Source organism: Microbacterium sp. Be9 (assembly GCF_011754135.1).
Taxonomy (GTDB): Bacteria; Actinomycetota; Actinomycetes; order Actinomycetales; family Microbacteriaceae; genus Microbacterium; species Microbacterium maritypicum_A.
Map to the genome: position 1 here is coordinate 192,677 of NZ_WNWT01000003.1, position 23,924 is coordinate 216,600.

Below are 23,924 nucleotides of genomic sequence, written 5' to 3' on the forward strand. Positions count from 1 at the left end.
TGAACACGGCTGTGGCCCTGGCGCCCCCTCCGGGCCAGGCCCACAGCCGTGGGTCTTGTGGTCAGTCGACGAACGTACTGAGCAGGTCGCCGCCGAACAGAGAGAATGCGGTGAGCCCTGCCGACAGCAGCAGCACCGCGGTCGTGCCCGCGACTGCGAAGACCGAGATTCCGCGACCACCCAGTCGCTGACCGCGCAGCCCGACCGCCACACCCGCTCTGGCAGCGATGTCGCCGGCGTTGTCGTCGCGGTACAGCTCAGTGCGTGCGGCGAAGCGGCGGTGGAACTCCTCGGCCAGCACGAGAGCGGCCGTCATGGTCTCGGCGCGGTCGAATCGGGTGCTTGCGGGGAGGTACACGTAGAGCCGGTCGGAGACGAGCTCGATCTCGGCGCCGGATCCGAGGTCCAGAACCCGTGCCATGAGATCCGGGGTGAAGATGTAGAGAGCGTCCTGCTGATAGCCCTCCGGCACGAGGAGGCGGAACGTCTTCGCGAACTCGCCTTCCAGATCCATGCGCGCGGCGCCACGCCCGAGGCCGAGCGTGGGGACGATGCTGCGCTTCCGGTTGGCGAGCACGATGTGCGGGACGGAAGCCGGCAGCGGCAGTTCGATGAAGGCGAACGGCCGCTGGATCGTGGCGCGCTCCTGCCCGTGTGACACCGAATGATGCATGCCCAACTCGAACGGCATCCGCGTGTCGTCACAGGCGATGACCGCGCGCTCCCGCCCGTGCACCACGCGGGCGAACGCGGCGCCGGGGCGACGGGTGCGCTCGAGCATGTCGGCGTAGGCCCATCCGTTCTGCCAGGCGAACGCGGCGACCTTCACCCGCCGGCTCAATCTCACCGCCCACCACAGGAAGCCGACCGCGGCGAGCACGGTGTACCCGATCACGAACACCCCGAGGATCGGGGCGACCGTGAGGATGTCGCTGCGGCCGAGGAACCAGAGCCCGGTCAGCATCGCGGCGGCGAACAGCAGCACGACCACCAGGATCACCAGGAAGCGGCGATGCGGCGGGATCCCGCAGATGCGCTCGTAGGTGCGGATGTCGCGCAGGCCCGCGCTCCGTCGCAGCGGTTCCAGGTCTACGGTCACAGGCTCCATGACAGCGTCGCCCACGGGCCGTTGCGCTTCTCGGACGCTGCGGCCTGGAAATCGGACCAGCCGTCGCCGAACTTCTCGAACGACTTCTCATCGACGTTGCCGTCCGTCCAGTGCATGACACGTCCCACGATGTAGCTCAGGCCGAAGTCGGCCCATGATTCGAACGCCGGGCGCCCTTCGACGTTGATGCGGTGGATGATCGCGCGTGCCTCAGCGACGTCGCCGTGTCCGAGCGCGACACCCCAGGTCGTCATGGCTACGGCCTGACCCAGGCCGTAGCCATCAAGGGTCTTCACGAAGAGCCCGGGGGTGACGATGTCCTTGCCCACGCGCTTGCGCACCTCGGTCTCGGCGTACTCGATCGAGGTGACGAAAGCGCGTGCATCGCGCTTGTCGCCGCCCTCCTGCACGATGGCGGCGAGCCATTCCTTGGCCTTCGGCGTGCGGCCGAGGCGCTGGGCGAGTTCGGTGCGTACGGCGAGGTACAGCATCCATACCTCGCGACGGCGGCGGACGGTGCTCAGGCGCTCGATGTTGGCGAGCCATTCGTCTCGTGTGTGCACGCCCCACTGGTCGACGAGGACCTTCTTCTCGCGGTCGTCGAGGAGCGAAGCGGTCGGATCGTTCCAGGCGCCTGAGGGCAGGTTCACGATCTGCAGGAAGCCGAGCGCGATCTCATCGGCTTCGACCCCGGTGGTGGGGTGCTCGGGCGAGGCCTTGACCTTGGCGGCCGGCAGGATCCAGATCACGAGGAAGAACAGCACGACGACCCCGACGATCGTCCACGCCCACCACTGGCTCACGAGCCATTCGAAGATCGAGGTGACGCTGTTGAAGTCGACGCTCGCGAAAGAGTGCATGGGTGCTCCTGGGAAGGGTGAATCCGTGTCGGTTCATAGATTGAACGAACATTCAGTGAGTAATCTATACGGCAGGGGGGCGATTTCGAAAGACGGACCGGCGGGACTCAGGAGGTGGATGCCACGTGGCGCGCTCCGACGAGCAGAACCGGTTGGCCCGCGAGCGTGCCAGGGAGAACATCCTGCAGGCGGCGATCGAGACGTTCAGCGAACGAGGCGTCGCAGGGGCGAGCATCGCCGAGATCACGAAGCGTGCCGGCGTCGCCCAGGGGCTCGTGAACTATCACTTCGGTGGCAAGGAGCAACTCGTCGCCGCCGTGATCGATCGCTGGTTCGAGACCGTGCTCGGCTTCGCCCGCGTCGAGGGCACGCCCGACGAGATGCTCGCCGCGGTGATCGACGGTGCTCTCACGGCCACCGCCTATGCGATACCGCTGCAGCGCGCGGTGCTCGCGATGCAGCAGCAGCCGGCCACGCATCGACTCTTCGCGGAGTCGGAGGCCCGGCACGAGGCGGGCGCCACCGCGGCGGAGGACGCGGTCCGTGACCTCTTCCGCGCGCGGGGGGCCGAGGACCCGGCGCTCGAAGAGGTGATGCTGCGCAGCACGATCGAGGGTGTCTTCGTGAAATCCGCCGTCTTCGGCGATACGTATCCGCTCGAGGAGGCCCGCCGCTGGATGTTCCGACGGTACGGACTCCCCGAGCCCACGGCGTCCATCGCGCCACCGGCTCCCCTGCGTGACGGTGAGCCGCGGCCGCGGGCCACGGCGGCTCTGCGGGGGCGCGAGCAACTGCCGGGCGACTCCGCCTGAACGACGGACGAACGCGGGGCCCGGTCGCGAACGACCGGGCCCCGCTGATTCCGACGTGCTGACCGGTGTCAGTTCCCGTAGAGGGAGACGACTCCGGCGGTGTCGACGCTCGTCATCGACAGGTCGTCGGATGATCCGTTGCACTGCGGGTAGTGCATGATCGACGAGGAGTCGTACGGCGTCAGAGGACGCCAGTTGTTGTCCTCGAAGCAGGTGCCGGCCTCCGGGCGGGTGTGCTCGTGGCGGAAGCCGAGCACGTGGCCCAGTTCATGGCCGAGCACGTTCGTCGGAGTCCAGGACGAGCCGGGGGTCCAGATCGAGTCGTCGATGAGGACGTTCTGCAGACGCGGTGCGGTGCTCGGGAAAAAGGCCCTGGCGATGTACTGCGTCGTCTGCACCGGCTCCACCGAGAACAGGACGGCGTTGTTGCGCGTCGTGCAGTTGGCATCGGCGCTGCTGTCGTAGATGAAGTCGATCTTCGAAGATGCGGCTTCCCAGAGGGCAGCACCGCTTTCCATCGCGTTCACGACGTCGGCGTGACGTGCACCGAAGGCAGTGCTGACGCAATAGGTGAGGTTCGCCACCTGCGCGTCGGACCACTTGTCGTCGATGCTGTTGACGGTGTTGACGATGAGACCGTTGGTCACGGGGTCGGCGCCGAGGAGCTGCTCGTAGAACGAACGCAGTTCGCCCTGGTTGGAGATCACCTCGTCTCCGTTGACGACGTAGGCACCGTCGACGTCTCGGTAAGTCGACGCCTCGAACTCCTGGAAGGTGGGGATGTCATCGGCGTCGGGTGCGGAATTCGCGGCAGCGGGGATGGCCGTGCCGAGGCAGAGCGCAGCAGCCGCGGTAGCGGCGAACGCCAGTTTTCTCGTGAGTCGCAAAGTAGTAGTCCTTTTCGATCTGAACGATTCCGCGCGCCCCCTCGGCACGCGGCCCCCGGCGGAAAGGTGAGCAACTCTGCGCAGCCGATCCTGTCGAAGTGCGCTCACGGTAAGCATGGCTCTCACGCGATGGCAAGGCATCTCCCGGCACGTTCACAGATTTATGCACTCAGGTCAAAAATACCGAACGTCGTTCTGGTCGAAGGTGGTGTGCGTCCCGGCGAGACGTCGGGGGTCAGGCGTGGCCCATGCGGGCGAAAGCTCCCAGGACACTGCGCTCCGATGCGGTGAGGTAGCGCTCGAGTTCTTCCGCAGCGGCTTCGGGTCCCTGTTCCAGCAGAGCCGTGAGCACCGCGCGGTTTCGACGGACGTACGGCTCGTGCAGCGACCTCGGCTCGTCGATCTCGAGGAAGACGAGACGCAGCTCGGCGGCGACATCGCGGTAGGTGCGGGCGAGCCGTGCGCTGTCGGCGAGGGCGACGATCGCGTCGTGGAAGGCCATGTTCGCGCTGCCGATACGTCGCCAATCCTCGTGCGGCAGCTGCTCCTCGGCCTCGGCCAGGGCTTCGCGCATGAGCTGCACGGCGGGGTGCTCGGGCTCGGACTGGCGCAGTGCGGTGCATTCGATCACGCGGCGGGCCCGATAGATGTCGATCACGTCGGCGATGGTCGGTGACGCCACCGAGACCCCGCGGTGGGGGATGTGCTCGACGAGGCCCTGCTCGGCGAGCACACGGAAGGCTTCGCGAAGCGTGTTGCGCGAGACGTCGAACTGCTCGGCGAGGGCTGATTCCGAGAGTCGTGACCCCGGCGCGAAGTCGCCGTCGATGATGCGCTGACGGAGGACGTCGGCGAGCGGGCCCTGCTGGTTCATGCCTTCATCGTAGGCGGCGGAGCCGCGGCATCGTCTGCGGTCGCAGGAGGGAAATCACACGAAAGCAACCGTTCTGTAGCACGGCCGTAACACGATTGTTGAACAATCAATGCCTATCCGTTCTACACTGGGGGTCACCCGACACCCACCAACGACGATGGGAACCCCCCGCATGTCAGAGCAGACCACCGCCTCCCTCTCCCCGGAGGACGAAGCCCGCCTCTCGTCCGCCAAGAAGCGCGCGGGCCGCAGTGCCGTCATCGGCGCGATCTTCCTCATGGCCACCAGCGCCATCGGCCCCGGCTTCATCACGCAGACCGCCACGTTCACAGCGACGATGGGGGCCGCCTTCGCGTTCGCGATCCTCATCTCGATCCTCGTCGACATCGCGGTGCAGCTGAACGTCTGGCGCATGATCACCTCGTCCGGCAAGCGCGCCGGCGAACTCGCGAACAGCGCCATCCCCTTCTCCGGACACCTGATCGCCGTGCTCGTCGTGATCGGCGGGCTGGCCTTCAACATCGGGAACATCGCCGGTGGCGGACTGGGACTCAACGCCCTGCTCGGCATCGACCCCAAGCTCGGCGGCATGGTCACCGCGGCCCTCGCGATCATCATCTTCCTGGTGAAGAAGGCGGGCCCCGTGATGGACATCGTGCTGGTCGTGCTGGGAATCGCCATGATCGTCATGACCGTGGTCGTGGCCGTGATCGCCCAGCCGCCGATCGGCGAGGCGCTGCGCCAGACCTTCGTGCCCGACGAGCTGAATTTCGCCACCATCACCACCATCGTCGGCGGCACCGTCGGCGGATACATCACGTACTCCGGCGCCCACCGCTACCTCGACTCGGGACACACCGGACCGGAGCACGCCGGCCCCGTCATGCGTGCGGCGACCAACGGCATCCTCGTCACCGGCGTGATGCGCTACGTCCTGTTCCTCGCGATCCTCGGCGTCGTGGCCTCCGGCGTCACGCTCGACCTCTCCGGGCAGGGCGCGAACCCCGCGGGTCAGGCGTTCGGCGCGGTGCTCGGCGACGCCGGCCTCCGCATCTTCGGTGCGATCTTCTGGGCCGCGGCGATCAGCTCGGTCATCGGTGCGGCCTACACCTCCGCCACCTTCCTCTCCACCTTCACCACGAAGCTCAAGGGCGGGTGGCCGCTGCAGCTCGCGACCGTCGCGTTCATCGTGGTGTCGCTGGCGGTGTACCTCTCGATCGGTACCGCTCCTGCGGCGATCCTCGTGTTCGTCGGCGGCTTCAACGGCCTGATCCTGCCGATCGGACTCACGGTGTTCATGTACATCGGCTGGTTCCGTCGCGACCTGCTCGGCTCGAAGAAGTACCCGATGTGGCTGCTCGTCGCCGGTACGCTCGTGACGCTGCTCACCTGGTACATGGGTATCGTCTCGGTCGGCCCCATCTTCGCCTTCCTCGGAATCGGAGCGTGATCGCATGACATCGATCGACCTGAACTCGGACCTCGGCGAGAACGTCGCCGACCGGATCGTCAGCGACGACGCGAGCATGCTCCGCCTCGTCACGAGCGCGAACGTGTCGTGCGGTTTCCATGCCGGCAGCCCCGAGGGGATCCGCGAGACGCTCGCGGCTGCCGTGGCGGACGGCGTGGTGATCGGCGCGCACCCCGGTTACCGCGACTACGAGAACTTCGGACGCACGAAGGTCGACATCGACTCGGCCACGCTGCAGGCGCACGTCGAGTACCAGCTCGGTGCGCTCATCGGGCTCGCCTCCGCGGTCGGCGGCCGGGTCTCGTACGTCAAGCCGCACGGCGCTCTCTACAACACGATCGCCCGCGACGAGCGGCAGTCGAAGGACGTCGTGGCCGCGATCCGCGCGATCGACCCTGGTCTGGTGCTGCTCGGGCTCTCCGGAGGCGTCGTGCTCGACGTGGCCGAGCGGGCAGGGCTCGCCGTCGCCGCCGAGGCGTTCGCGGACCGCGCGTATCAGCCCGACGGGCAGCTCGTCTCGCGCACCGAGGAGGGCGCGGTGCTGCACGACCCGGCAGCGGTCGCCGAGCGCATGGTGCGCCTCGCCGCCGACGGCGTGATCCGTGCGATCGACGGCACCGATGTGCCCGTGGTCGCGCAGTCGATCTGCGTGCACGGCGACAGTCCCGGCTCGGTGGCCATGGCCGCGGAGACCAAGCGGATGCTGCAGGAGGCGGGAATCACGATCGCCCCGTTCGCGGGCGCCTGACATGACCGTTCTCGCCACCGCCGACCAACTCGCCGACGCACGCGCTGCTCGCGCCGCGATCCGGGCCGGTCACGCCGAGCCGACCAGCGGAGTCGCGGTCGGGCTGACCCAGGCGAACCTCATCGCGGTGCCGGCCGACTGGGCCTTCGAGACGCTGCTCTTCGCGCAGCGGAACCCGAAGCCGTGCCCGGTGCTCGAGGTGATCGAGCAGGGCGCGGTGGAGTCACGGCTCGCGCCCGGCAGCGACATCCGCACCGACATCGGCCGGTACCGCATCTGGCGCGACGGGGAACTGGTCGAGGAGGTCGCCGACGCGACTGCGGCCTGGGCGGAGCATCCCGACCTCGTGGCTTTCCTCATCGGATGCAGCTTCACCTTCGAATCCGGACTCGTACAGGCAGGGATCCCGATCCGCCATCAGGAGCTCGGCCGGAACGTGCCCATGTACCGCACCTCCGTGTCGTGCGCGCCCGCCGGACGACTGCGCGGAGAGATGGTCGTCTCGATGCGTCCGATCCCCGCGGCTCGCGTCGCGGATGCCGTGCAGATCTCCGGCCGCACTCCCGCGGTGCACGGTGCTCCGGTGCACATCGGCGACCCGGCATCGCTCGGCATCCACGACCTGGCGCATCCCGACTTCGGGGATGCTCCCGAGGTGCGCGACGGCGAAGTGCCCGTCTTCTGGGCCTGCGGTGTCACCCCGCAGGCCGCGATCATGGCCTCGAGGCCGCCGTTCGCGATCACGCACGCGCCCGGGTACATGTTCATCACCGATGTTCCGGATGCGGAGTACCTCGTCTGATGCGCATCCTCACGGCATCCGATCACGCTCTCCTCGTCGAGGCATCCGACCTCGACGAGGCGATGCGCCTGAACCTCGCGTGGGAGGGCGTGCCCGGCATCGTCGAGCGCATCCCCGGCGCCCGCACCGTGCTCGTGCGCTTCGATCCGGTCCGGGTCTCGGCCGCCGATCTCTCAGCGGTGCTGGCCGCGACCGAGATCGACACCGCGCATCCGCCGGGCACCGGCGAGGTCACCGTACCGGTGCGGTACGACGGCGAAGACCTCGACGAGGCGGCATCGCTGTTGGGCGTCTCGGCGGAGGAACTCGTCAACCGGCACCTCGCCGCGGACTGGCGGGTGGCGTTCTCCGGTTTCGCCCCCGGCTTCGGATACGTCGTGAGCAGCGATCCCCTGTTCGACGTGCCGCGCCGATCGTCGCCGCGCACACGCGTGCCCGCCGGCTCGGTCGCGCTCGCCGGGCAGTTCACCGGCGTCTACCCCCGGGAGAGCCCGGGGGGATGGCAGCTCATCGGACGCACGGATGCCGTGATGTGGGACATCGAGCGGAACCCGCCCGCGCTGCTGTCGCCCGGGACGGCGGTGCGGTTCGCGCAGGTGCGGGAGGCCGCTCGGCTGGAGGGCGGTCACCCGGGCCGAAACGGAGACGACCCGACGCACGCACCGCGCGTCGCGGCGCAACACTCCGCGACGGATGCAGATGGTCTGGGTTTCGGCGCGGGAGCTGCCGTCGAGGTGGTCCGCCCGTCGCTGCAGCTGCTCGTGCAGGACGCCGGGCGCCCGGGCTACGCGGCACTCGGCGTCTCGGCATCCGGGGCTGCGGACCGCCGGGCCATGCACGACGCGAACCGTGCCGTGGGCAATGCGCGCGACGCCGCGGTGCTCGAGAGCGTCGGAGGAGCCGTCCTGCGATTCCGGGGAGCCGGCGTCGCCGCGGTCGCCGGCGCGATCGGCGCGCTCCGCCTGACCGAGGTCGGCGGCACCGTCCGTTCCGTGGCGCACGGTGAGCCCTTCGCCACCGTCGACGGCGACGAACTGACCCTCGGTCACCCCGAGCGCGGGCTGCGCTACGTCGTCGCCGTGCGAGGAGGCCTGGATGCGGTGCCTGCACTGGGCAGCCGTGCGGCGGACACCCTCGCCGGGCTCGGCCCGGAAGCGCTCGTGGCAGGTGCCGTCGTCCCGGTCGGCGGCGCGGCGCCGCATCCCGTCGAGCCCGATGCGCTGCCGCGCGAGCTCCCGGCCTCGGGAGAGCTCGTCGACCTCGAGATCACGCTCGGCCCTCGGGACGACTGGTTCACGGGGCACGCGCTCGCGACCCTCACCGGACAGGAGTGGACCGTCACGCCGCGTTCGGATCGCGTCGGCATCAGGCTCCAGGGGGAGGTGCCCCTGGAGCGCGCGGTCGGTGGCGAACTGCCGAGCGAGGGTGCTGTCACGGGGGCCGTCCAGGTGCCGCCCGATGGGCAGCCCGTCCTGTTCCTGCCGGATCATCCGCTCACCGGGGGATACCCCATCATCGGCGCCCTCACGGACCGCAGCCTCGACCTCGCCGGTCAACTGGCTCCGGGAGTGCGTCTTCGTTTCACCGTCAAGGAGTCCTCATGACCACCGTGTCGACCGAGCCGACCACGCAGAGGGTCCTGATCGCCAACCGCGGGGAGATCGCGGTGCGCGTCGTCCGCGCCTGCGCCGAGGCCGGATACACCTCGGTCGCGGTCTATGCGGATCAGGATGCCGATGCCCTGCACGTGCGCCTGGCCGATGAGGCCGTGGGCCTGGGGGGAGCAACGGGGGCCGACACGTATCTTTCCGTCGAGGCGCTGCTCGCCGCCGCGCGCCGGGCGGACGCGACCGCCGTGCACCCCGGATACGGCTTCCTCTCGGAGAGCGCCGCGTTCGCACGGGCCGTCGAGGAGGCCGGGCTGGTCTGGATCGGGCCGTCGCCCGAGAGCATCGATGCACTCGGCGACAAGATGACCGCTCGCCGTATCGCGCAGCGGGTCGGAGCGCCGCTCGCCGCCGGTACCGACCAGCCGCTGGCCGGGCCTGAGGAGGCGGTGGCGTTCGCCGAGGAGCACGGACTCCCCATCGCGATCAAGGCGGCGTTCGGCGGTGGCGGCCGCGGGCTCAAGGTGGTGCGCGAGCTGTCCGAGGTCGCGGCGGCTTTCGACGCGGCCACTCGCGAGGCGATCGCGGCATTCGGTCGCGGAGAATGCTTCGTGGAGCGCTTCCTCGAGAGCCCGCGGCACATCGAGGTGCAGGTGCTCGGCGACGGGCGCGGCGGTGTCGTGGTGGTCGGCGACCGCGACTGCTCGATGCAGCGTCGCAACCAGAAGCTCATCGAGGAGGCGCCGGCTCCGGGACTCTCCGTCGAACAGCGGACGCGTTTCCACGACGCGGCACGGTCGATCTGCGGCGAGGTGGAGTACCGCGGGGCCGGCACCGTGGAGTTCCTGCTCGCGGCCGACGGCACCATCTCGTTCCTCGAGGTGAACACAAGGCTCCAGGTGGAGCATCCGGTCACCGAGGAGGTCACCGGAACCGACCTGGTGCGCGAGCAGTTCCGCATCGCGTTCGGGGAAGGTCCGTCCTTCGTCGAGACGCCGGCACCCATCGGGCACGCGTTCGAGTTCCGCATCAATGCCGAGGACCCCGGGCGCGGCTTCCTGCCGAGCCCCGGTCGTGTCGAGAGACTGCGGATCCCCGGCGGACCCGGCGTGCGCTGGGATAGCGGCATCGAAGAGGGCGACGTCGTGCAGCCGGCCTTCGACTCGATGATCGCCAAGCTGATCGTGCACGCCGAGTCCCGCGATGCGGCCATCGTGCGGGCGCGGCGGGCTCTGCGTGAGCTGACCGTCGAGGGGCCGGCGACGGTGATCCCGTTCGACGTGATGGCGCTCGACGAGAGGGCGTTCGGCACGGCGACCTTCGCGGTGCACACGCAGTGGATCGAGAGCTCCCTGCTGCCGAAGCTGGAGACGCAGTCGCGGCCGGCGGCCGTGTCGGACTCCGCACTGCAGCGCTTCCCCGTCGAGATCGACGGCCGACGCGTGATGCTGGGTCTCCCGGCCGGGCTGCTGTCGGGCCTCGGTCGTCCGGCTGCCCCCGCGCCCGCAGCGCCCACGTCCGACCCGACCGAACTGCGCGCACCGGTGCCGGGCACGCTGGTGCGCTGGCTCGTCGACGACGGCACCGAGGTCGCGGAGGGAGAGCCGGTCGCGGTCCTCGACGCCATGAAGATGGAGACCACGGTGACCGCCCACAGATCCGGATCGCTGTCTCAGCGGGTCGAGCTGTCCGCGATGGTCGCCGCCGATGGGGTGCTCGCGGTCATCGACTGAGCGTTCTGGCGCACCATCCGAAACGCAGAGATCCCGGATGCCTCGCGAGAGGCATCCGGGATCTCCGTCTGTGCGCGGCGCGGCCTACTCGGGGTCGCCGCCGAGCGGACCGACCGCCTCGAGCGGCTTCGGGTCGTCGGCACCCGTCTTGCGCAGGCGCGCGATCAGGTTGCCGAGGTGGTAGATGAGGATCGCAGCCACCGTGGCGATGACGATGCCGCCGAGTTCGAAGCCGGAGGCCTCGTCCTTGATCATGAAGCCGCCGACGGCCATGATCAGCGCGACGGCCGCCGTGTACTGGTTGACCGGGCGCGAGAAGTCGACGCGGTTGTCGACCCAGATCTTGATGCCGATGACCCCGATCAGACCGTAGAGCGCCGTCGTCACGCCGCCGAGCACACCGGCGGGCACCGAGTTGATGACTTCGCCGAACTTCGGGGAGAGGCTGAGCAGGATCGCGGCCGTGCCCGCCACCCAGTAGGCGGCGGTGGAGTAGACGCGGGTGGACGCCATCACGCCGATGTTCTCGCCGTAGGTCGTCGTGCCGGAACCGCCGAAGAAGCCGGCGAGGGTCGTCGAGACGCCGTCCGCGATCAGCGCCTTGCCTGTCTGCTGGTTCACCGTCGCGTCTCCGGTCATGGTCGCGACGCCGCGGACGTGGCCGACGTTCTCGGCGATCAGAACGAGAACGACCGGGAGGAACATCGCAAGCGCCGTGAGCGTGCCGGGCTCGGTGAAGTTCGGGAAGGTGAAGGTCGGAAGGCCGACCCAGTCCGCCTTCTCGACGGCTGCGAAGTCGAGCTCACCGCGGAACGCCGCGAAGATGTACCCCGCGATGACGCCGAGGAAGATCGAGATGCGGCCGAGGAAGCCGCGGAAGACGACGGCGAAGAGAATGGTGATGGCGAGGGTGAAGGTCGCGGTCACCGGCGCTGCGGCGTAGTTGTTGTGCGCTGCGCCCGCGAGGTTGAAACCGATGAGGGCGACGATCGTTCCGGCGAGTACCGGCGGCAGGAAGCGGTCCACCCACTTCACCCCGACCGTGTGCACCACGACGCCGATGATCGCCAGCAGCACGCCGACGGCGACGATCCCGGCCAGGGCGGTGCCCATGTTCGCGGACGCGGTCGCTGCGGTCACCGGCGCGATGAACGCGAACGACGAACCGAGGTAGCTGGGCAGCTTGTTGCGGGTGACCAGCAGGAACAGGATCGTGCCCACACCGCTGAAGAGCAACGTGGTGGCGACCGGGAACCCGGTGATGATCGGCACCAGGAACGTCGCGCCGAACATCGCCACGACGTGCTGGAGACCGATCGCGATCGTCGCGGGCCAGTTCAGGCGCTCGTCGGGACGGACGACGGCACCGGGCTCGACCGTGCGGCCGTTTCCGTGCAGCTTCCACAGGGCCATGCGGGCTCCTCAAGGTTCGGGGGATGGCAGGAGTGCTGGAGCAACACTACCGATTCCTGAGTTTTTCCTGAGCGCGGGCGCCGACCTGCGCTCAGGTGCAGGAGCGGATGAAGGATGCATGAGGGGCGCGCAGCCGATGGTCATGCATCCGTCCGCGGACCGGTCCGTGGACCTGCGTGACGAGTGGCCTCGACGGTCGCGAGTCAGGCGCCGAGGCGCTCGATCAGCTCGCGGTAGCGGTCGGCGGTGCGCGCGACCACGTCGTCCGGAAGCAGCGGCGGCTCGCCCTGCTGGTCCCAGTTCGCGGCCAGCCAGTCGCGCACGATCTGCTTGTCGAAGCTGGCCATGCGCGCGCTCGGCGTCGTGCCGGTGCGCCAGGCCTCGGCGTCCCAGTACCGGGAGGAGTCGCTCGTGAGCACCTCGTCGGCCAGGCGCAGGGTGCCGTCGGCATCCGTCCCGAACTCGAACTTGGTGTCGGCGAGGATCAGGCCCTTCTCCTCAGCGATGGCGGCCGCAGCCGTGTAGATCGCCAGGGAGGTGTCGCGTAGTTCGGCCGCCCGCTCGGCGCCGACGAGCTCGACGGCGCGCTCGAACGTGATGTTCTCGTCGTGCTCGCCCATCGGCGCCTTGTACGCCGGGGTGAACAGCGGCTCGGGCAGCCGATCGCCGTTCTGCAGGCCGGCCGGGAGCGGAATGCCGCACACGGTGCCGCTCTCCTGGTACTCGACCCAGCCGGAACCGGTGATGTAGCCGCGCACGACGCACTCGATCGGCAGCATCTCGAGCGACTGCGCGAGCATGGCGCGATCGGCGACGGCCTCGGGCAGCTCGCCCGCGGCGATGTGGTTGGGGAAGTCGGAGAGCTGGGCGAACCACCAGCGGCTCAGCTGTGTCAGCAGGGCGCCCTTGTCGGTGATGCCGGGGGAGAGCACGAAGTCGAAGGCGCTCACGCGGTCGGAGGCCACGACGAGGATGCGGGTGTCCGCCGGGTCTTCCGAGGCATACAGGTCGCGGACCTTGCCCGAGTAGATGTGCCGCCAGCCGGGAATGCTCTGTGCCGTGCCTTCTGAAGGTGTGCTCACCCGCCTATTATCCCGGTTCCGTGCGACCGCGATCGCCCGCGTCCGTGGGTCGCGCCGACGGGTGTCGGAGCCGGTGTCTAGCGTGGAGGCGTGGCTGACGACATCTTCACCGACCGGCTCCGTCTGTCGCGGGCGGTGGCCGCCGACCTCGATGCGATCTTCGCGATCCAGAATGATCCGCGGGTGTGGACGCACTTCCCGAGCCTTCGACACACCGACCCTGCCGCGACTCTCGACATGATGAGGCGTTGGGACCGCAGCTGGGAGCAGGCGGGACTCGGATCATGGGTGGCACGTCTGCGCGACACGGGCGAGATCATCGGGAACGGCGGCTGCACGCTGCTTCGCGGCGAGGTGTGGAACGTCGGCTACCGCATCGCGGCCGACCAGCACGGGCACGGGTATGCGACCGAGCTGGCGCGCGCCGGGATCGAGCAGGCGCGGCTCATCGACCCCGATCGCCCGGTCATCGCCTATCTCGTGGAGCACAACCGCGCGTCGGCGCACGTCGCGGAGAAGCTGGGCCTCCACCTCGTGCATCGCGCGCCGGATGTCGGCAACCCCGATCCTGCGGTGATGCGGCTCGTCTACGCGGACCGACCCCTCACCGCGACGCAGCTCGCGGCCGCTCTGGGCTGATCAGCTGAGGGACCGCGGATGTCGGTCTTGTCGGTGTCCGTTGGGGGGCGTATAGTCCACATGGACTATTTGAGGTGGGGACATGAAGAAGGATGCCGTCGACCGACTCACCCCCATGGGGGTGATGGTGCTCGCGCTGCTGCGCGAGGGCGACATGCACCCCTACGAGATGGTGCGGCTCATGCGGGCCCGCCACGATGATCGCCTGATCACGATCACCAACGGGACGCTCTACCACACGGTGTCCCGGCTGCATCGTGCCGGGCTGATCGATGAGCTCGGCATCGACCGCGAGGGCAATCGTCCGGAGCGCACGACCTACTCCCTGACGGATGCCGGACGTGACGCGGTCGTCACGTGGGTGCGGCGCGAGCTGCCCCGCATCGACCGACCCGCCGACTTCCGCATCGCGCTCGCCGAGGCCCACAACCTCGAGAGGCCGGAGGTGATCGACCTCCTGCAGGAGCGGCGGGTGGCGCTCGTCGGCGATCACGCGCGGCACCGCGACGGCCTGCGGACGGCCAGGGAGAAGAGCGTGCCCGAGCAGGTGCTCGTCGAGATCGAGCGTCAGGAGGCACTGCTGGACGCCGAGCTGCGCTGGCTCGACACCCTCCTGGACCGCCTCCAGACCGAAGTCCTGCCGTGGGGTCCCACGGCATTCCAGAACTCAGACCGCTACCGCGCTCAGCGAAAGGCCGCACAGCAATGACAGATACCCCTCGCGACGGAGACCGCCCCCCGGTGTCCGCGCCCTCGACCTCCGGTCCGTCGACCGGCACCTATTCCGTGGGGCACAAGCCCACGAGCCCCTGGCCCGCCCTCTGGGCGCTGGTCATCGGCTTCTTCATGATCCTCGTCGACACCACGATCGTGTCGGTCGCGAACCCGGCCATCAAGGCGGCGCTCGACCCGAACACGAACAATCTCGACAACGTCGTGTGGGTCACGAGCGCCTACCTGCTCGCCTATGCGGTGCCGCTGCTGATCACCGGACGTCTCGGTGACCGCTTCGGCCCGAAGAACATCTACCTGATCGGCCTCGCGGTCTTCACCCTCGCGTCGCTGTGGTGCGGACTGTCGACCACACTCGAGGGCCTGATCGTCGCCCGCGCGGTGCAGGGTCTCGGAGCGGCGTTCATGACGCCGCAGACCATGGCCGTGATCACCCGCACCTTCCCGCCCGAGCGCCGCGGCGCCGCGATGGGTCTCTGGGGGGCGACCGCTGGCGTCGCGACTCTCGTCGGCCCCCTCGTGGGCGGTCTGCTCGTCGACGGCTTCGGCTGGGAGTGGATCTTCTTCGTGAACATCCCGGTCGGCATCGTCGCCTTCGTGCTCGCCTGGCGTCTGGTGCCCAAGCTCGCGACGCATCCGCACCGGTTCGACATCGTGGGTGTGGTGCTGAGCGCCGTGGCGCTGTTCCTCATCGTGTTCGGACTCCAGGAGGGCGAGAAGTACGACTGGGGTGTGATCTGGGGGCCGATCTCGGTATGGAGCCTGATCATCGTCGGCCTCGTGGTGCTCGGGCTGTTCATCTTCCAGCAGGCCAAGACCCGCAGCGAGCCGCTGGTGCCGCTCGACCTGTTCCGCGACCGCAACTTCTCGGGCGCGAACGTGGCGATCGCCGCCGTCGGCTTCACGGTGACGAGCATGTCGCTGCCGATGATGTTCTTCCTGCAGACGGCACGCGGACTCACGCCCACCGAAGCGGCACTGCTCCTGATCCCGATGGCGGTGCTCTCGGGGGTGCTCGCCCCGGCCGCGGGCAAGTTGCTCGACCGGGTCGATCCGCGCATCATCCTCATCCCCGGCCTGCTCTGCGTCGCCGGAGCGCTGGTCTGGTACTCGGCACTGATCAACATGGACACCCCGATCTGGATGTTCCTGCTTCCCTCTGCGCTGATGGGCATCGGCAACGCCGGCATGTGGGGTCCGCTCGCCACCACGGCGACGCGCAAGCTGCCGCCGCGTCAGGCGGGGGCGGGCGCCGGCATCTACAACACGACCAGGACCATCGGGTCGGTGATCGGCTCGGCATCCATCGCCGCGTTCATGCAGTCGCGTCTCGAGGCGAACCTTCCGGGCCTCGCCGACGCCCCGGCGGGCATCTCGACCGGCGGATCGCTGCCGCCCCAGGTGGCCGAAGGGTTCGCGGCGGGGATGTCGCAGTCGATCCTGCTGCCGGCGTGCGTCATGGCGGTCGCCCTGATCGCCTCGCTGTTCCTCGGTCGTTACGACAAGACGGCGGCGGCGGCACCCGCGGCCGTGCAGGCCGAGTAGTCGAACCCGGGAAGGGGTCGTGTCCGCCGGTTTGCGGACACGGCCCCTTTCTGGTGTCATCGGGCGATGACGATCGCACTCTCTCGACCGACCACCGACCTCTTCGAATCCTGGGCCGCCGCAGTGGGCGAGTTCGAGGGCGGACACGTCGACGGGGGCGGTCTCGAGAAGGGTTTCGTGCCCGACCGGGCCGCGTTCGAGGAGTTCGTCGAGCGCGCAGAGCTGTACGCCACACCCGGTGCGGTTCTCCCGGAGGGCCACGTGCCCTGCGATTACTACTGGATCACCGAGGGGGACCAGGTGGTCGGCTTCCTCTCCTTCCGCCGCGAGCTCAACGACTACCTGCGTCGCTTCGGTGGCCACATCGGCTACTCGGTGATCCCTTCCCGTCGCCGCGAAGGGATCGTGCGCGAGGCGATGCGGCAGATTCTCCGCCAGGCGAAGGCGGAGGGGTACGAACGCGTGATGCTCACCTGCGATGACGACAACATCGGGTCCATCCGCACCATCGAGGGGGCCGGTGGCGAGCTCGAAGACGTGATCGATGCGCCGGAGGCCGGGCGGCCCCGCGTGCGGCGGTACTGGATCGATATTTCGGGGACCCGACTCGCCGCGAGCTAGGGTAGATCCTCGGCGGTCGTCCGGTCGCTGCTGTCGACCCGAGGAGCACACGTCGTGATCCGAAATCCATCCGCCGCGGCGGGCCGCCTGCGCCGATCGATGCGCACCGCCGGTGCGGCCGCGCTCGTCGCCTTCATCGCCGTCGGAGCGCTCCTCGCCGGAGCCGCCCCCGCCACCGCCGCGAGCGACGGCGACAAGTACGTCATCGGCACCGACACGACCTTCGCGCCGTTCGAGTTCACCGACAAGGACGGCAACCTCGTCGGCATCGACATGGACCTGCTCCGCGCGATCGCGAAGGACCAGGGCTTCGAGGTCGAGATCCGCCAGCTCGGATTCGACGCCGCGGTGCAGGCGCTGCAGTCGAACCAGGTCGATGCGGTCATGGCCGGCATGTCGATCACCGAGGAGCGACAGAAGACCTTCGACTTCAGCGAGCCCTACTTCACCAGCGGCATCCAGCTCGGCGTGCTCGAGTCGAGCGACATCCAGTCGCTCGATGACCTCCACGGCAAGGCCGTGGCCGTGAAGACCGGCACGCAGGGGCAGACCTTCGCCGACGAGAACAAGGACGAGTACGGCTTCAAGGTCACCCCGTACCAGGACACGACCGACATGGTCGACGCTGTGAAGGCCGGCCAGGCGGTCGGCTACTTCGAGGACTTCCCGGTGCTGGCCTACGGCATCCAGCAGGGTTCCGGCTTCCGCCTGATCGGTGAGCCCGAGCTCGGCGGCGAGTACGGCTTCGCGGTGAACAAGGGGCAGAACCCCGAACTGATCGAGATGTTCAACGCCGGACTCGCGAACCTCAAGTCTTCGGGCGAGTACGACAAGATCGTCGACACGTACCTGGCGGGCGGCGAGGAATCGTCGCAGCCGACCGACATCATCTCGGTCGCGGTGCAGTACTGGCCCGCGCTCATGGAAGGCCTGTGGCTCACGATCCTCGCGACGATCGTCGCCATCGTGGCCGCCTTCATCCTCGGGCTCATCTTCGGCTTCGGCCGGGTCTCGAAGTTCGCACCGTTCCGCTGGATCGCGACGGCCTACGTCTACGTGTTCCGCGGGACGCCGATCCTCATCCAGGCGTTCTTCGTGTTCTTCGCGATCCCGCAGCTGTTCCCTGGCCTCACGTTCAACCCGTTCGTCGCGGGAGCGATCACGCTCTCGCTCAACACGGGCGCGTACATGACCGAGATCATCCGCGGAGGCATCCAGGCGGTCGATCCCGGACAGAACGAGGCCTCGCGCTCGTTGGGTCTCGGCCACTGGAAGACCATGCAGAAGGTCGTGCTCCCGCAGGCGTTCCGCATCATGATCCCGTCGTTCGTCAACCAGGGCATCATCACGCTGAAGGACACCTCGCTGATCAGTGTGATCGGCCTGGCGGAACTGACGTTCGTCTCTCGCCAGATCATCGCCTCGACGTACCTGTCGGCACAGGTGCTGACGATCGTCGCCATCATCTACTTCGTCGTGATCACGCTGCTGACGCTGCTCGCGAACCGCCTGGAGAGGACGTTCAACGCATGAGCAAGATCGTGGTGCAGGACCTGCACAAGTCGTTCGGAGACAACGAGGTGCTCAAGGGCATCAACCTCTCGGTGGAAGACGGCGAGGTCGTCGCGGTCATCGGTCCGTCGGGGTCGGGCAAGTCCACGCTGCTGCGCTGCCTCAACAAGCTCGAGGAGCCCACGTCGGGACACGTCATCATCGACGGCGTCGACCTGACCGACAAGAGCGTGAAGCTCGACGAGGTGCGCCAGCGCATCGGCATGGTGTTCCAGCACTTCAACCTGTTCCCGCACATGACGGTGCTCGAGAACATCACCCTCGCGCCGGTGGAGTGCGGGAAGATGACGAAGGCCGAGGCCCGTGAGCGGGCGCTGTCGCTCCTGGAGCGGGTCGGTCTCTCGGAGAAGGCCGATGCGAAGCCCGCATCCCTGTCCGGTGGTCAGAAGCAGCGCGTCGCGATCGCGCGTGCGCTCGCGATGGACCCCGAGATCATGCTGTTCGATGAGGCCACGAGCGCGCTCGATCCCGAGATGGTCGGTGAGGTGCTGCAGGTCATCCGCGACCTGGCGTCCGGCGGCATGACGATGGTGCTGGTGACGCACGAGATGGGCTTCGCGCGCGAGGTCTCCGGCCGCACGGTCTTCATGGACGGCGGTGTCGTGGTCGAGGAGGCCCCGCCCGCCGAGCTCTTCGGCTCGCCCAAGAACGAACGCCTGAAGGACTTCCTCTCCAAGGTGCTCTGAGCCTGGCGCACATCCGCGTCGCGCACATCCGCGTCGACTTCCCGTGTACTCGCCGAGTGCACGGGAAGTTTGCGTTCAGAAGCCGTGCATTCGGCAGCTTCCCGTGCACTCGGGTGCGGTGCGGTGCGGTGCGGTGCGGTGCGGTGCGGTGCGGGATGGGGTGAGCTACTCGCGAACGGATACGGGGTGGCGGCGGATGGTCGCGCTGACGAGGGCGGCGACCGCGCACAGTCCGGCGGCGGCGAACCAGGCGAACGTGTACTGGCCAGTGTGGTCGCGCACGATCCCGGCGAGGACCGAGGCGATGCCGGCGCCGATCTGGTGGGCCGCGAACACCCAGCCGAACACGAGCGGGCCCTTGTCTCCGAAGACCTCACGGCAGAGCGCGATCGTCGGTGGCACGGTCGCGACCCAGTCGAGCCCGTAGATCACGATGAACACGATGATGCTGGGTTGCACCTCGGCCGAGAGCAGGCTCGGCAGGAACAGCAGGCTCACTCCGCGCAGCGCGTAGTAGGCGGCGAGCAGGATGCGCGGGTTCACCCGGTCGGTGAGCCAGCCGGAGAACACGGTGCCGACGATGTCGAAGACGCCCACCACGGCCAGCAGCCCGGCCGCGGTCGTCGTCGCCATCCCATGGTCGTGCGCGCTCGGGATGAAGTGCGTGCCGATCAGTCCGTTGGTCGTCGCTCCGCAGATCGCGAAGCCGATCGCCAGTGCCCAGAAGGTCTTGGTGCGAGCGGCCTCCCTCAGGGTGGAGATCGCGAGTTTCGCCGCACCCCACGCCGTGCCCCGAGGAGCCGCCGTGCCCCGAGGAGCCGCCGTGCCCCGCGGAACGGGATCCGCCGCCATGACGGGCGTGGTCTCGCCGTACCGGGCGACCCCGAGGTCGCTCGGTCTGTTGCGCAGGAAGATCCAGACGAGGGGCGCGACGGCGAGGGCGCCGCCTGCGATGATGAGCGACGCCCCGCGCCATCCGACGTCTTCCGCGGCAGCCGCGATCACGGGGAGGAAGATCAGCTGCCCGGTCGCACTGCCGGCGGTGAGCACGCCGGAGACGAGCCCGCGCCGGGTCGCGAACCAGGTGTCGGTGATGGTCGCGGCGAACACCAGGGCCATCGATCCGGTGCCGAGCCCGATCAGCACACCCCAGGTCAGGATGAGCTGGCCGGGAGTCGCCACGAAGACGCTCAGCGCCGCGCCCGCTCCGATGACGAAGAGTGCGACCACCGTGACCGCGCGGATGCCGAAGCGCTGCATGAGGGCGGCCGCGAACGGGGCGATGAGGCCGTACAGCAGCAGGTTGATCGAGACCGCGAGCGAGAGCTCCGCCGTGGTCCATCCGAACTCCTCCTCGAGCGGCACCATGAGCACACCGGGCGCGGCGCGGAACCCGGCGGCGCCGATGAGCGCGATGAGGGCCACCAGGGCCACGGTCCAGGCAGGGTGGAAGCGGCGCTGCCGTCCGGTCAGGGGCTCTTCGATCGGACCGTCGAGCGATTCGGCGGTCATGCCGCGTCTCCGGCGAGAAGGGCGAAGGGCTCCCCGCCCATGCTGCGCCGTGCCCACCGGGTGCTGCCGGCGTCGAGCGGTGCCGCGCATGTCGCGCACCAGTCGACGGAGTCCGAGACATCGCCGCAGCGGCCGCAGCTCACGGTCAGTCCCCACGGCCCGTCGGGGTCGGTGATGCGAGCGAACCGCGCGTAGGCGTGCAGGATCGGAAGCGTCTCGCGTCCGGCGGCCGTGAGTCGATAGCCGCTGCGCGCATCGTCGGGGTCTTCGCGGGCGATGAGGTCGGCCTCGCCCATCGCGGTCAGGCGACGGGAGAGCACCGAGTCGGCGGCGCCGGTGGCGTCACGAAGCTGATCGAAACGCGTGCGACCGGAGAAGAGCTCGCGCAGGATGAGCAGCACCCAGGGGTCGGCGAGCACGTCGGCGGTGCGGGCGATGGGGCAGGTCGCAGAGGACCAGTCGGAGCGGAGCGGCATCCGCTAACTTTCTTGAAGAAAGTCCCCCGTGTCAATCGCGGATCCGCACGTTGGCAGGATTCCTTCCCGCATTCGCCCGAATTCGCGCGACCGCACCTCACGTATCCCCGCTCGTGGTGCTCCCGAGTGCACGGGAACTCGCCGAGCGAACGGGGTATCCGCGTCGGGAAGCCGTGCACTCGTCGAGACCCCGTGCGCTCGGCGGAGGGGGCACACAGAGGGGGCGGGACGGGCCGACGGGGCAGGGCCGGGGCGCGGAGGGCTACTCGGCGACGCGAGCGGCGATGTCGGTGCGGTAGTGGGAGCCGTCGAGATGAATGCGGGCGATCGCCTCGTACGCGCGGTCGCGCGCGGTGCGGAAGTCGGAAGCCACCGCCACCACGTTCAGTACACGGCCTCCCGTCGCGATGAGCGATCCGCCGGGAGCATCCGGGCTCGCGGTCGCGGCGTGCACGATGCGGACGCCCTCGACGGCTGCGGCTTCCGCGAGGCCCTCGATCGGGCGGCCGGTCTGCGGTGCCTCGGGGTATCCCTCGCTGGCCAGCACGACCGTGATGGCGACATCGTCGCTGAAAACGGGATCCGGCTGGTCCTCGAGGGTTCCCGAGGCTGCGGCGAACAGCAGGTCCGACAGCGGGGTGACCAGTCGCGGGAGCACGATCTGCGTCTCCGGATCTCCGAAGCGCGCATTGAACTCGATCACACGCACGCCGGCGGGGGTGAGGATCAGGCCTGCGTAGAGGAGTCCGATGAACGGCGTGCCCTCTGCGTCGAGCTGGCGCACCACGGGAAGTGCCACGTCGCGCGTGACCTCGTCGACGAAGGCCTGCTCGCTGCCGAACTGCTCGGTGAGCCAGGGCAGCGGCGAGTAGGCGCCCATGCCACCGGTGTTGGGGCCGGCGTCGCCGTCGAGTGCGCGCTTGAAGTCCTGGGCGGGGCTGAGCGCGCGCACGGTGTCGCCGTCGCTCAGGAAGAACAGGGAGACCTCGGGGCCGGACAGGAACTCCTCGATCAGCACCGGGCCGGCGGGAAGATACTGCTCGGCGTGCGCGAGCGCCTCGGCGCGGTCGGACGTGACGATGACGCCCTTGCCCGCAGCCAGACCGTCGGCCTTCACGACGTAGGGAGCGCCGAGACCGTCGAACGCGTTCTCGACCTCTGCCGTGGTGGCGGCGCGCACGGCACGGCCGGTGGGCACGCCGGCGGCATCCATGACCCGCTTCGCGAACGACTTCGAGCCCTCCAGCTGCGCTGCGGCCTTGCCCGGTCCGAATACCGGGATGCCGCGGACGCGCAGGGCATCCGCGACTCCGGCGACGAGCGGAGCTTCGGGGCCCACCACGACGAGGTCGATCGCGTGCTCGTGCGCGAACGCGGTGACTGCGCCGCCGTCGAGCGGATCGAGCGAGACGGGGCTCGCATCCTGTGCCATGCCGGCGTTGCCGGGAGCCACGAAGATCTCGTGCTCCGTCTGCTCGGCCCGCAGGGCGAGGATGATCGCGTGCTCACGGGCACCGGAACCGAGGACGAGAATCTTCACCCGTCCAGACTACCGAGGGTCGCGCTCCGGGTTTCGGTGGGGCTCAGAGGTCGACGGTCCGTTCGACGGCAGCATCCCAGGTCACGGTCCAGCCGGCCGCGTCGAAGAGCGCATCGAGCACCATCGCGGTGAAGCCCCAGACGATCGTGCCGTCGACGTCGAACGCCGGGCCCCGGAACGTGTGCCCCATGCGGGTGATCGTCGAGGTGAACCGGGTCTCGGGGGCGAGCAGTTGCGCGACGGGAACCCGGAACACCTCGACCGTCTCGGCGTGATCGACCGCCACGACCCGCGACGGCGACTGCCACCATGCCAGGACGGGCGTGACGAGATGGTTGCTCGCGGCGAGCGGGATCTCCGGCAGCGTGGCCAGGATCTCGACTCCCGCCGGATCGAGCCCGGTCTCCTCCTCGGCTTCGCGCAGCGCCGTGGCGACGACGTCGGCATCGTCCGGCTCCACGCGTCCACCGGGGAATGAGACCTGACCGGGGTGGGACGACAGGGTGGGCGCGCGTCGCTGCAGCAGCACGTCGAGGTCACGGGCGACGGCCGCGTCGGTCGTGGGGGCGGGGATGCGATCGAGCACGCCGAACAGGATGAGCACAGCCGCGTCGTGCGCGCTCTGCGGGTCGGCGAGTGGCGGGATCCGCACGCCCCACGAATGGTCGGCGACTGCCGCGAGCAGCTCGGCGCGGGCGCCCTGGGGATGCATGCTCATGCGTCCGAGCATAGGACTCGTCGCGCGCGGTCGGTCGTAGTCTGGAGAGATGGCCAGGAAGATCGACATCGTCGACGGACGCGCGGCTCTCGATGCCGTCCGCTCCGCGGATGCCTCGGGCGTGAAGCCGCAGCGCACCGATCTCGCCACCGCCGTGCGCTATCTGCTGCAGCTGCTCGACGAGAAGGCGCCGGGCAACAGCGTGGAAGTGCGAGTGCCTCCCTTCGGTGCGGTGCAGGTCATCCAGGGGCCTCGACACACCCGTGGCACGCCGCCGAACGTGGTGGAGATGGATGCGGCGACCTGGATCGCCGTGTCCACCGGCACGGAGCGATGGGCGGATGCCGCAGACGGCGGACGCATCCATGCTTCGGGCACGCGCGCCGACTTGAGCGACGTGCTGCCGGTGCGTCCCTAGCGCAGCCGCACGGGACGCGCCTGAGGCACACGGAGCCGCCCCGCGGTCACCAGGATCGCGGGGCGGCT

Annotated in this window: 23 protein-coding genes; 13 read left to right on the plus strand and 10 right to left on the minus strand. The window is 69.1% G+C overall.

Annotation, left to right across the window (positions count from 1 at the left end; translation table 11 throughout):
* Positions 1-61: 61 nt before the first annotated feature.
* Positions 62-1,099 carry a hypothetical protein gene (locus GLO27_RS03760; protein ID WP_167253675.1) on the minus strand — a complete coding sequence of 346 codons (1,038 nt, stop codon included), beginning with the start codon at positions 1,097-1,099 and terminating at the stop codon, positions 62-64.
* Positions 1,096-1,968 (minus strand): DUF1266 domain-containing protein, encoded by an 873-nt coding sequence (locus tag GLO27_RS03765; protein ID WP_021199231.1) that lies wholly within the window; start codon positions 1,966-1,968, stop codon positions 1,096-1,098. Before GLO27_RS03765 ends, GLO27_RS03760 begins: the two co-directional genes overlap by 4 nt.
* 125 nt (positions 1,969-2,093) lie before the next feature.
* Here GLO27_RS03765 and GLO27_RS03770 point away from each other — a divergent pair, with 125 nt between their 5' ends.
* The gene (locus GLO27_RS03770) at positions 2,094-2,780 is read left to right on the plus strand and encodes a TetR family transcriptional regulator (protein ID WP_021199230.1); all 687 of its coding nucleotides are present in this window, start codon (positions 2,094-2,096) and stop codon (positions 2,778-2,780) included.
* Positions 2,781-2,848: 68 nt separating this feature from the next.
* On the opposite strand, the gene GLO27_RS03775 is transcribed toward GLO27_RS03770, so the two are convergent.
* The gene (locus tag GLO27_RS03775) at positions 2,849-3,667 is read right to left on the minus strand and encodes a M57 family metalloprotease (protein ID WP_167253677.1); all 819 of its coding nucleotides are present in this window, start codon (positions 3,665-3,667) and stop codon (positions 2,849-2,851) included.
* Positions 3,668-3,902: 235 nt separating this feature from the next.
* Positions 3,903-4,541 (minus strand): GntR family transcriptional regulator, encoded by a 639-nt coding sequence (locus GLO27_RS03780; RefSeq protein WP_021199228.1) that lies wholly within the window; start codon positions 4,539-4,541, stop codon positions 3,903-3,905.
* Between the two features lie 172 nt (positions 4,542-4,713).
* Between GLO27_RS03780 and GLO27_RS03785 the strand changes: the two genes are divergently transcribed.
* Genes GLO27_RS03785 through GLO27_RS03805 form a run of 5 tightly spaced genes read left to right on the plus strand, consistent with a single transcriptional unit; the run spans position 4,714 to position 10,902 of the window.
* On the plus strand, positions 4,714-5,991 hold the full coding sequence (locus tag GLO27_RS03785) for an NRAMP family divalent metal transporter (RefSeq protein WP_021199227.1): 1,278 nt from the start codon (positions 4,714-4,716) through the stop codon (positions 5,989-5,991).
* Positions 5,992-5,995: 4 nt separating this feature from the next.
* Positions 5,996-6,760 carry a 5-oxoprolinase subunit PxpA gene (locus GLO27_RS03790; protein WP_021199226.1) on the plus strand — a complete coding sequence of 255 codons (765 nt, stop codon included), beginning with the start codon at positions 5,996-5,998 and terminating at the stop codon, positions 6,758-6,760.
* 1 nt (position 6,761) lies between these two features.
* Positions 6,762-7,562, plus strand: a complete 801-nt coding sequence (locus GLO27_RS03795; protein ID WP_021199225.1) for a putative hydro-lyase — start codon at positions 6,762-6,764, stop codon at positions 7,560-7,562.
* Positions 7,562-9,166: an urea amidolyase family protein gene (locus tag GLO27_RS03800; protein WP_167253679.1), complete on the plus strand. Its 1,605-nt coding sequence runs from the start codon at positions 7,562-7,564 to the stop codon at positions 9,164-9,166. Before GLO27_RS03795 ends, GLO27_RS03800 begins: the two co-directional genes overlap by 1 nt.
* Positions 9,163-10,902, plus strand: a complete 1,740-nt coding sequence (locus tag GLO27_RS03805) for a biotin carboxylase N-terminal domain-containing protein (protein WP_167253681.1) — start codon at positions 9,163-9,165, stop codon at positions 10,900-10,902. Before GLO27_RS03800 ends, GLO27_RS03805 begins: the two co-directional genes overlap by 4 nt.
* Positions 10,903-10,986: 84 nt before the next feature.
* Here GLO27_RS03805 and GLO27_RS03810 read toward each other — a convergent pair whose 3' ends face one another.
* Both GLO27_RS03810 and GLO27_RS03815 read right to left on the minus strand, forming a co-directional pair.
* Complete coding sequence (locus tag GLO27_RS03810) at positions 10,987-12,315, minus strand: solute carrier family 23 protein (protein WP_021199222.1); 1,329 nt, start codon at positions 12,313-12,315, stop codon at positions 10,987-10,989.
* A 203-nt stretch (positions 12,316-12,518) separates the two neighbouring features.
* The gene (locus GLO27_RS03815) at positions 12,519-13,397 is read right to left on the minus strand and encodes a phosphoribosylaminoimidazolesuccinocarboxamide synthase (RefSeq protein WP_021199221.1); all 879 of its coding nucleotides are present in this window, start codon (positions 13,395-13,397) and stop codon (positions 12,519-12,521) included.
* 90 nt (positions 13,398-13,487) lie between these two features.
* Here GLO27_RS03815 and GLO27_RS03820 point away from each other — a divergent pair, with 90 nt between their 5' ends.
* The 6 genes from GLO27_RS03820 (at position 13,488) to GLO27_RS03845 (ending at position 19,192) form a co-directional block, all read left to right on the plus strand.
* Entirely contained in the window at positions 13,488-14,036 is a 549-nt protein-coding gene (locus GLO27_RS03820) for a GNAT family N-acetyltransferase (protein WP_167253683.1), read from the plus strand.
* Positions 14,037-14,118: 82 nt separating this feature from the next.
* Entirely contained in the window at positions 14,119-14,745 is a 627-nt protein-coding gene (locus GLO27_RS03825; RefSeq protein ID WP_021199219.1) for a PadR family transcriptional regulator, read from the plus strand.
* A complete protein-coding gene (locus tag GLO27_RS03830) occupies positions 14,742-16,313 on the plus strand; it encodes an MFS transporter (RefSeq protein WP_167253685.1) in 1,572 nt (523 codons plus the stop codon). Before GLO27_RS03825 ends, GLO27_RS03830 begins: the two co-directional genes overlap by 4 nt.
* Before the next feature lie 66 nt (positions 16,314-16,379).
* Positions 16,380-16,934, plus strand: a complete 555-nt coding sequence (locus tag GLO27_RS03835; protein ID WP_029258789.1) for a GNAT family N-acetyltransferase — start codon at positions 16,380-16,382, stop codon at positions 16,932-16,934.
* A gap of 54 nt (positions 16,935-16,988) precedes the next feature.
* Complete coding sequence (locus GLO27_RS03840; RefSeq protein ID WP_167253687.1) at positions 16,989-18,467, plus strand: amino acid ABC transporter substrate-binding protein/permease; 1,479 nt, start codon at positions 16,989-16,991, stop codon at positions 18,465-18,467.
* Positions 18,464-19,192, plus strand: coding sequence for an amino acid ABC transporter ATP-binding protein (locus GLO27_RS03845; protein ID WP_029258788.1), 729 nt, complete (start codon positions 18,464-18,466; stop codon positions 19,190-19,192). Before GLO27_RS03840 ends, GLO27_RS03845 begins: the two co-directional genes overlap by 4 nt.
* Before the next feature lie 165 nt (positions 19,193-19,357).
* Here the strand turns inward: GLO27_RS03845 and GLO27_RS03850 are convergent, their stop codons facing one another.
* The 4 genes from GLO27_RS03850 to GLO27_RS03865 form a co-directional block, all read right to left on the minus strand.
* Positions 19,358-20,704 carry an MFS transporter gene (locus GLO27_RS03850; RefSeq protein WP_167253689.1) on the minus strand — a complete coding sequence of 449 codons (1,347 nt, stop codon included), beginning with the start codon at positions 20,702-20,704 and terminating at the stop codon, positions 19,358-19,360.
* Positions 20,701-21,180, minus strand: coding sequence for a helix-turn-helix domain-containing protein (locus GLO27_RS03855; protein WP_167253691.1), 480 nt, complete (start codon positions 21,178-21,180; stop codon positions 20,701-20,703). Before GLO27_RS03855 ends, GLO27_RS03850 begins: the two co-directional genes overlap by 4 nt.
* Positions 21,181-21,442: 262 nt before the next feature.
* On the minus strand, positions 21,443-22,720 hold the full coding sequence (purD, locus tag GLO27_RS03860) for a phosphoribosylamine--glycine ligase (protein WP_167253693.1): 1,278 nt from the start codon (positions 22,718-22,720) through the stop codon (positions 21,443-21,445).
* A gap of 43 nt (positions 22,721-22,763) precedes the next feature.
* Positions 22,764-23,438, minus strand: a complete 675-nt coding sequence (locus GLO27_RS03865) for a CoA pyrophosphatase (RefSeq protein WP_081859751.1) — start codon at positions 23,436-23,438, stop codon at positions 22,764-22,766.
* Between the two features lie 49 nt (positions 23,439-23,487).
* Between GLO27_RS03865 and GLO27_RS03870 the strand changes: the two genes are divergently transcribed.
* Complete coding sequence (locus tag GLO27_RS03870; RefSeq protein ID WP_021199210.1) at positions 23,488-23,856, plus strand: sterol carrier family protein; 369 nt, start codon at positions 23,488-23,490, stop codon at positions 23,854-23,856.
* The last annotated feature ends 68 nt before the right edge of the window (positions 23,857-23,924 follow it).

What these genes read in the sequence shown, in the direction of transcription:
- GLO27_RS03765 (WP_021199231.1), bottom strand. Translation starts at nt 1,968, where the DNA reads ATGCACTCTTTCGCGAGCGTCGACTTCAACAGCGTCACCTCGATCTTC.
- GLO27_RS03780 (WP_021199228.1), bottom strand. Translation starts at nt 4,541, where the DNA reads ATGAACCAGCAGGGCCCGCTCGCCGACGTCCTCCGTCAGCGCATCATC.
- GLO27_RS03785 (WP_021199227.1), top strand. Translation starts at nt 4,714, where the DNA reads ATGTCAGAGCAGACCACCGCCTCCCTCTCCCCGGAGGACGAAGCCCGC.
- GLO27_RS03790 (WP_021199226.1), top strand. Translation starts at nt 5,996, where the DNA reads ATGACATCGATCGACCTGAACTCGGACCTCGGCGAGAACGTCGCCGAC.
- GLO27_RS03795 (WP_021199225.1), top strand. Translation starts at nt 6,762, where the DNA reads ATGACCGTTCTCGCCACCGCCGACCAACTCGCCGACGCACGCGCTGCT.
- GLO27_RS03800 (WP_167253679.1), top strand. Translation starts at nt 7,562, where the DNA reads ATGCGCATCCTCACGGCATCCGATCACGCTCTCCTCGTCGAGGCATCC.
- GLO27_RS03805 (WP_167253681.1), top strand. Translation starts at nt 9,163, where the DNA reads ATGACCACCGTGTCGACCGAGCCGACCACGCAGAGGGTCCTGATCGCC.
- GLO27_RS03810 (WP_021199222.1), bottom strand. Translation starts at nt 12,315, where the DNA reads ATGGCCCTGTGGAAGCTGCACGGAAACGGCCGCACGGTCGAGCCCGGT.
- GLO27_RS03825 (WP_021199219.1), top strand. Translation starts at nt 14,119, where the DNA reads ATGAAGAAGGATGCCGTCGACCGACTCACCCCCATGGGGGTGATGGTG.
- GLO27_RS03830 (WP_167253685.1), top strand. Translation starts at nt 14,742, where the DNA reads ATGACAGATACCCCTCGCGACGGAGACCGCCCCCCGGTGTCCGCGCCC.
- GLO27_RS03835 (WP_029258789.1), top strand. Translation starts at nt 16,380, where the DNA reads ATGACGATCGCACTCTCTCGACCGACCACCGACCTCTTCGAATCCTGG.
- GLO27_RS03845 (WP_029258788.1), top strand. Translation starts at nt 18,464, where the DNA reads ATGAGCAAGATCGTGGTGCAGGACCTGCACAAGTCGTTCGGAGACAAC.
- GLO27_RS03850 (WP_167253689.1), bottom strand. Translation starts at nt 20,704, where the DNA reads ATGACCGCCGAATCGCTCGACGGTCCGATCGAAGAGCCCCTGACCGGA.
- GLO27_RS03855 (WP_167253691.1), bottom strand. Translation starts at nt 21,180, where the DNA reads ATGCCGCTCCGCTCCGACTGGTCCTCTGCGACCTGCCCCATCGCCCGC.
- GLO27_RS03865 (WP_081859751.1), bottom strand. Translation starts at nt 23,438, where the DNA reads ATGAGCATGCATCCCCAGGGCGCCCGCGCCGAGCTGCTCGCGGCAGTC.
- GLO27_RS03870 (WP_021199210.1), top strand. Translation starts at nt 23,488, where the DNA reads ATGGCCAGGAAGATCGACATCGTCGACGGACGCGCGGCTCTCGATGCC.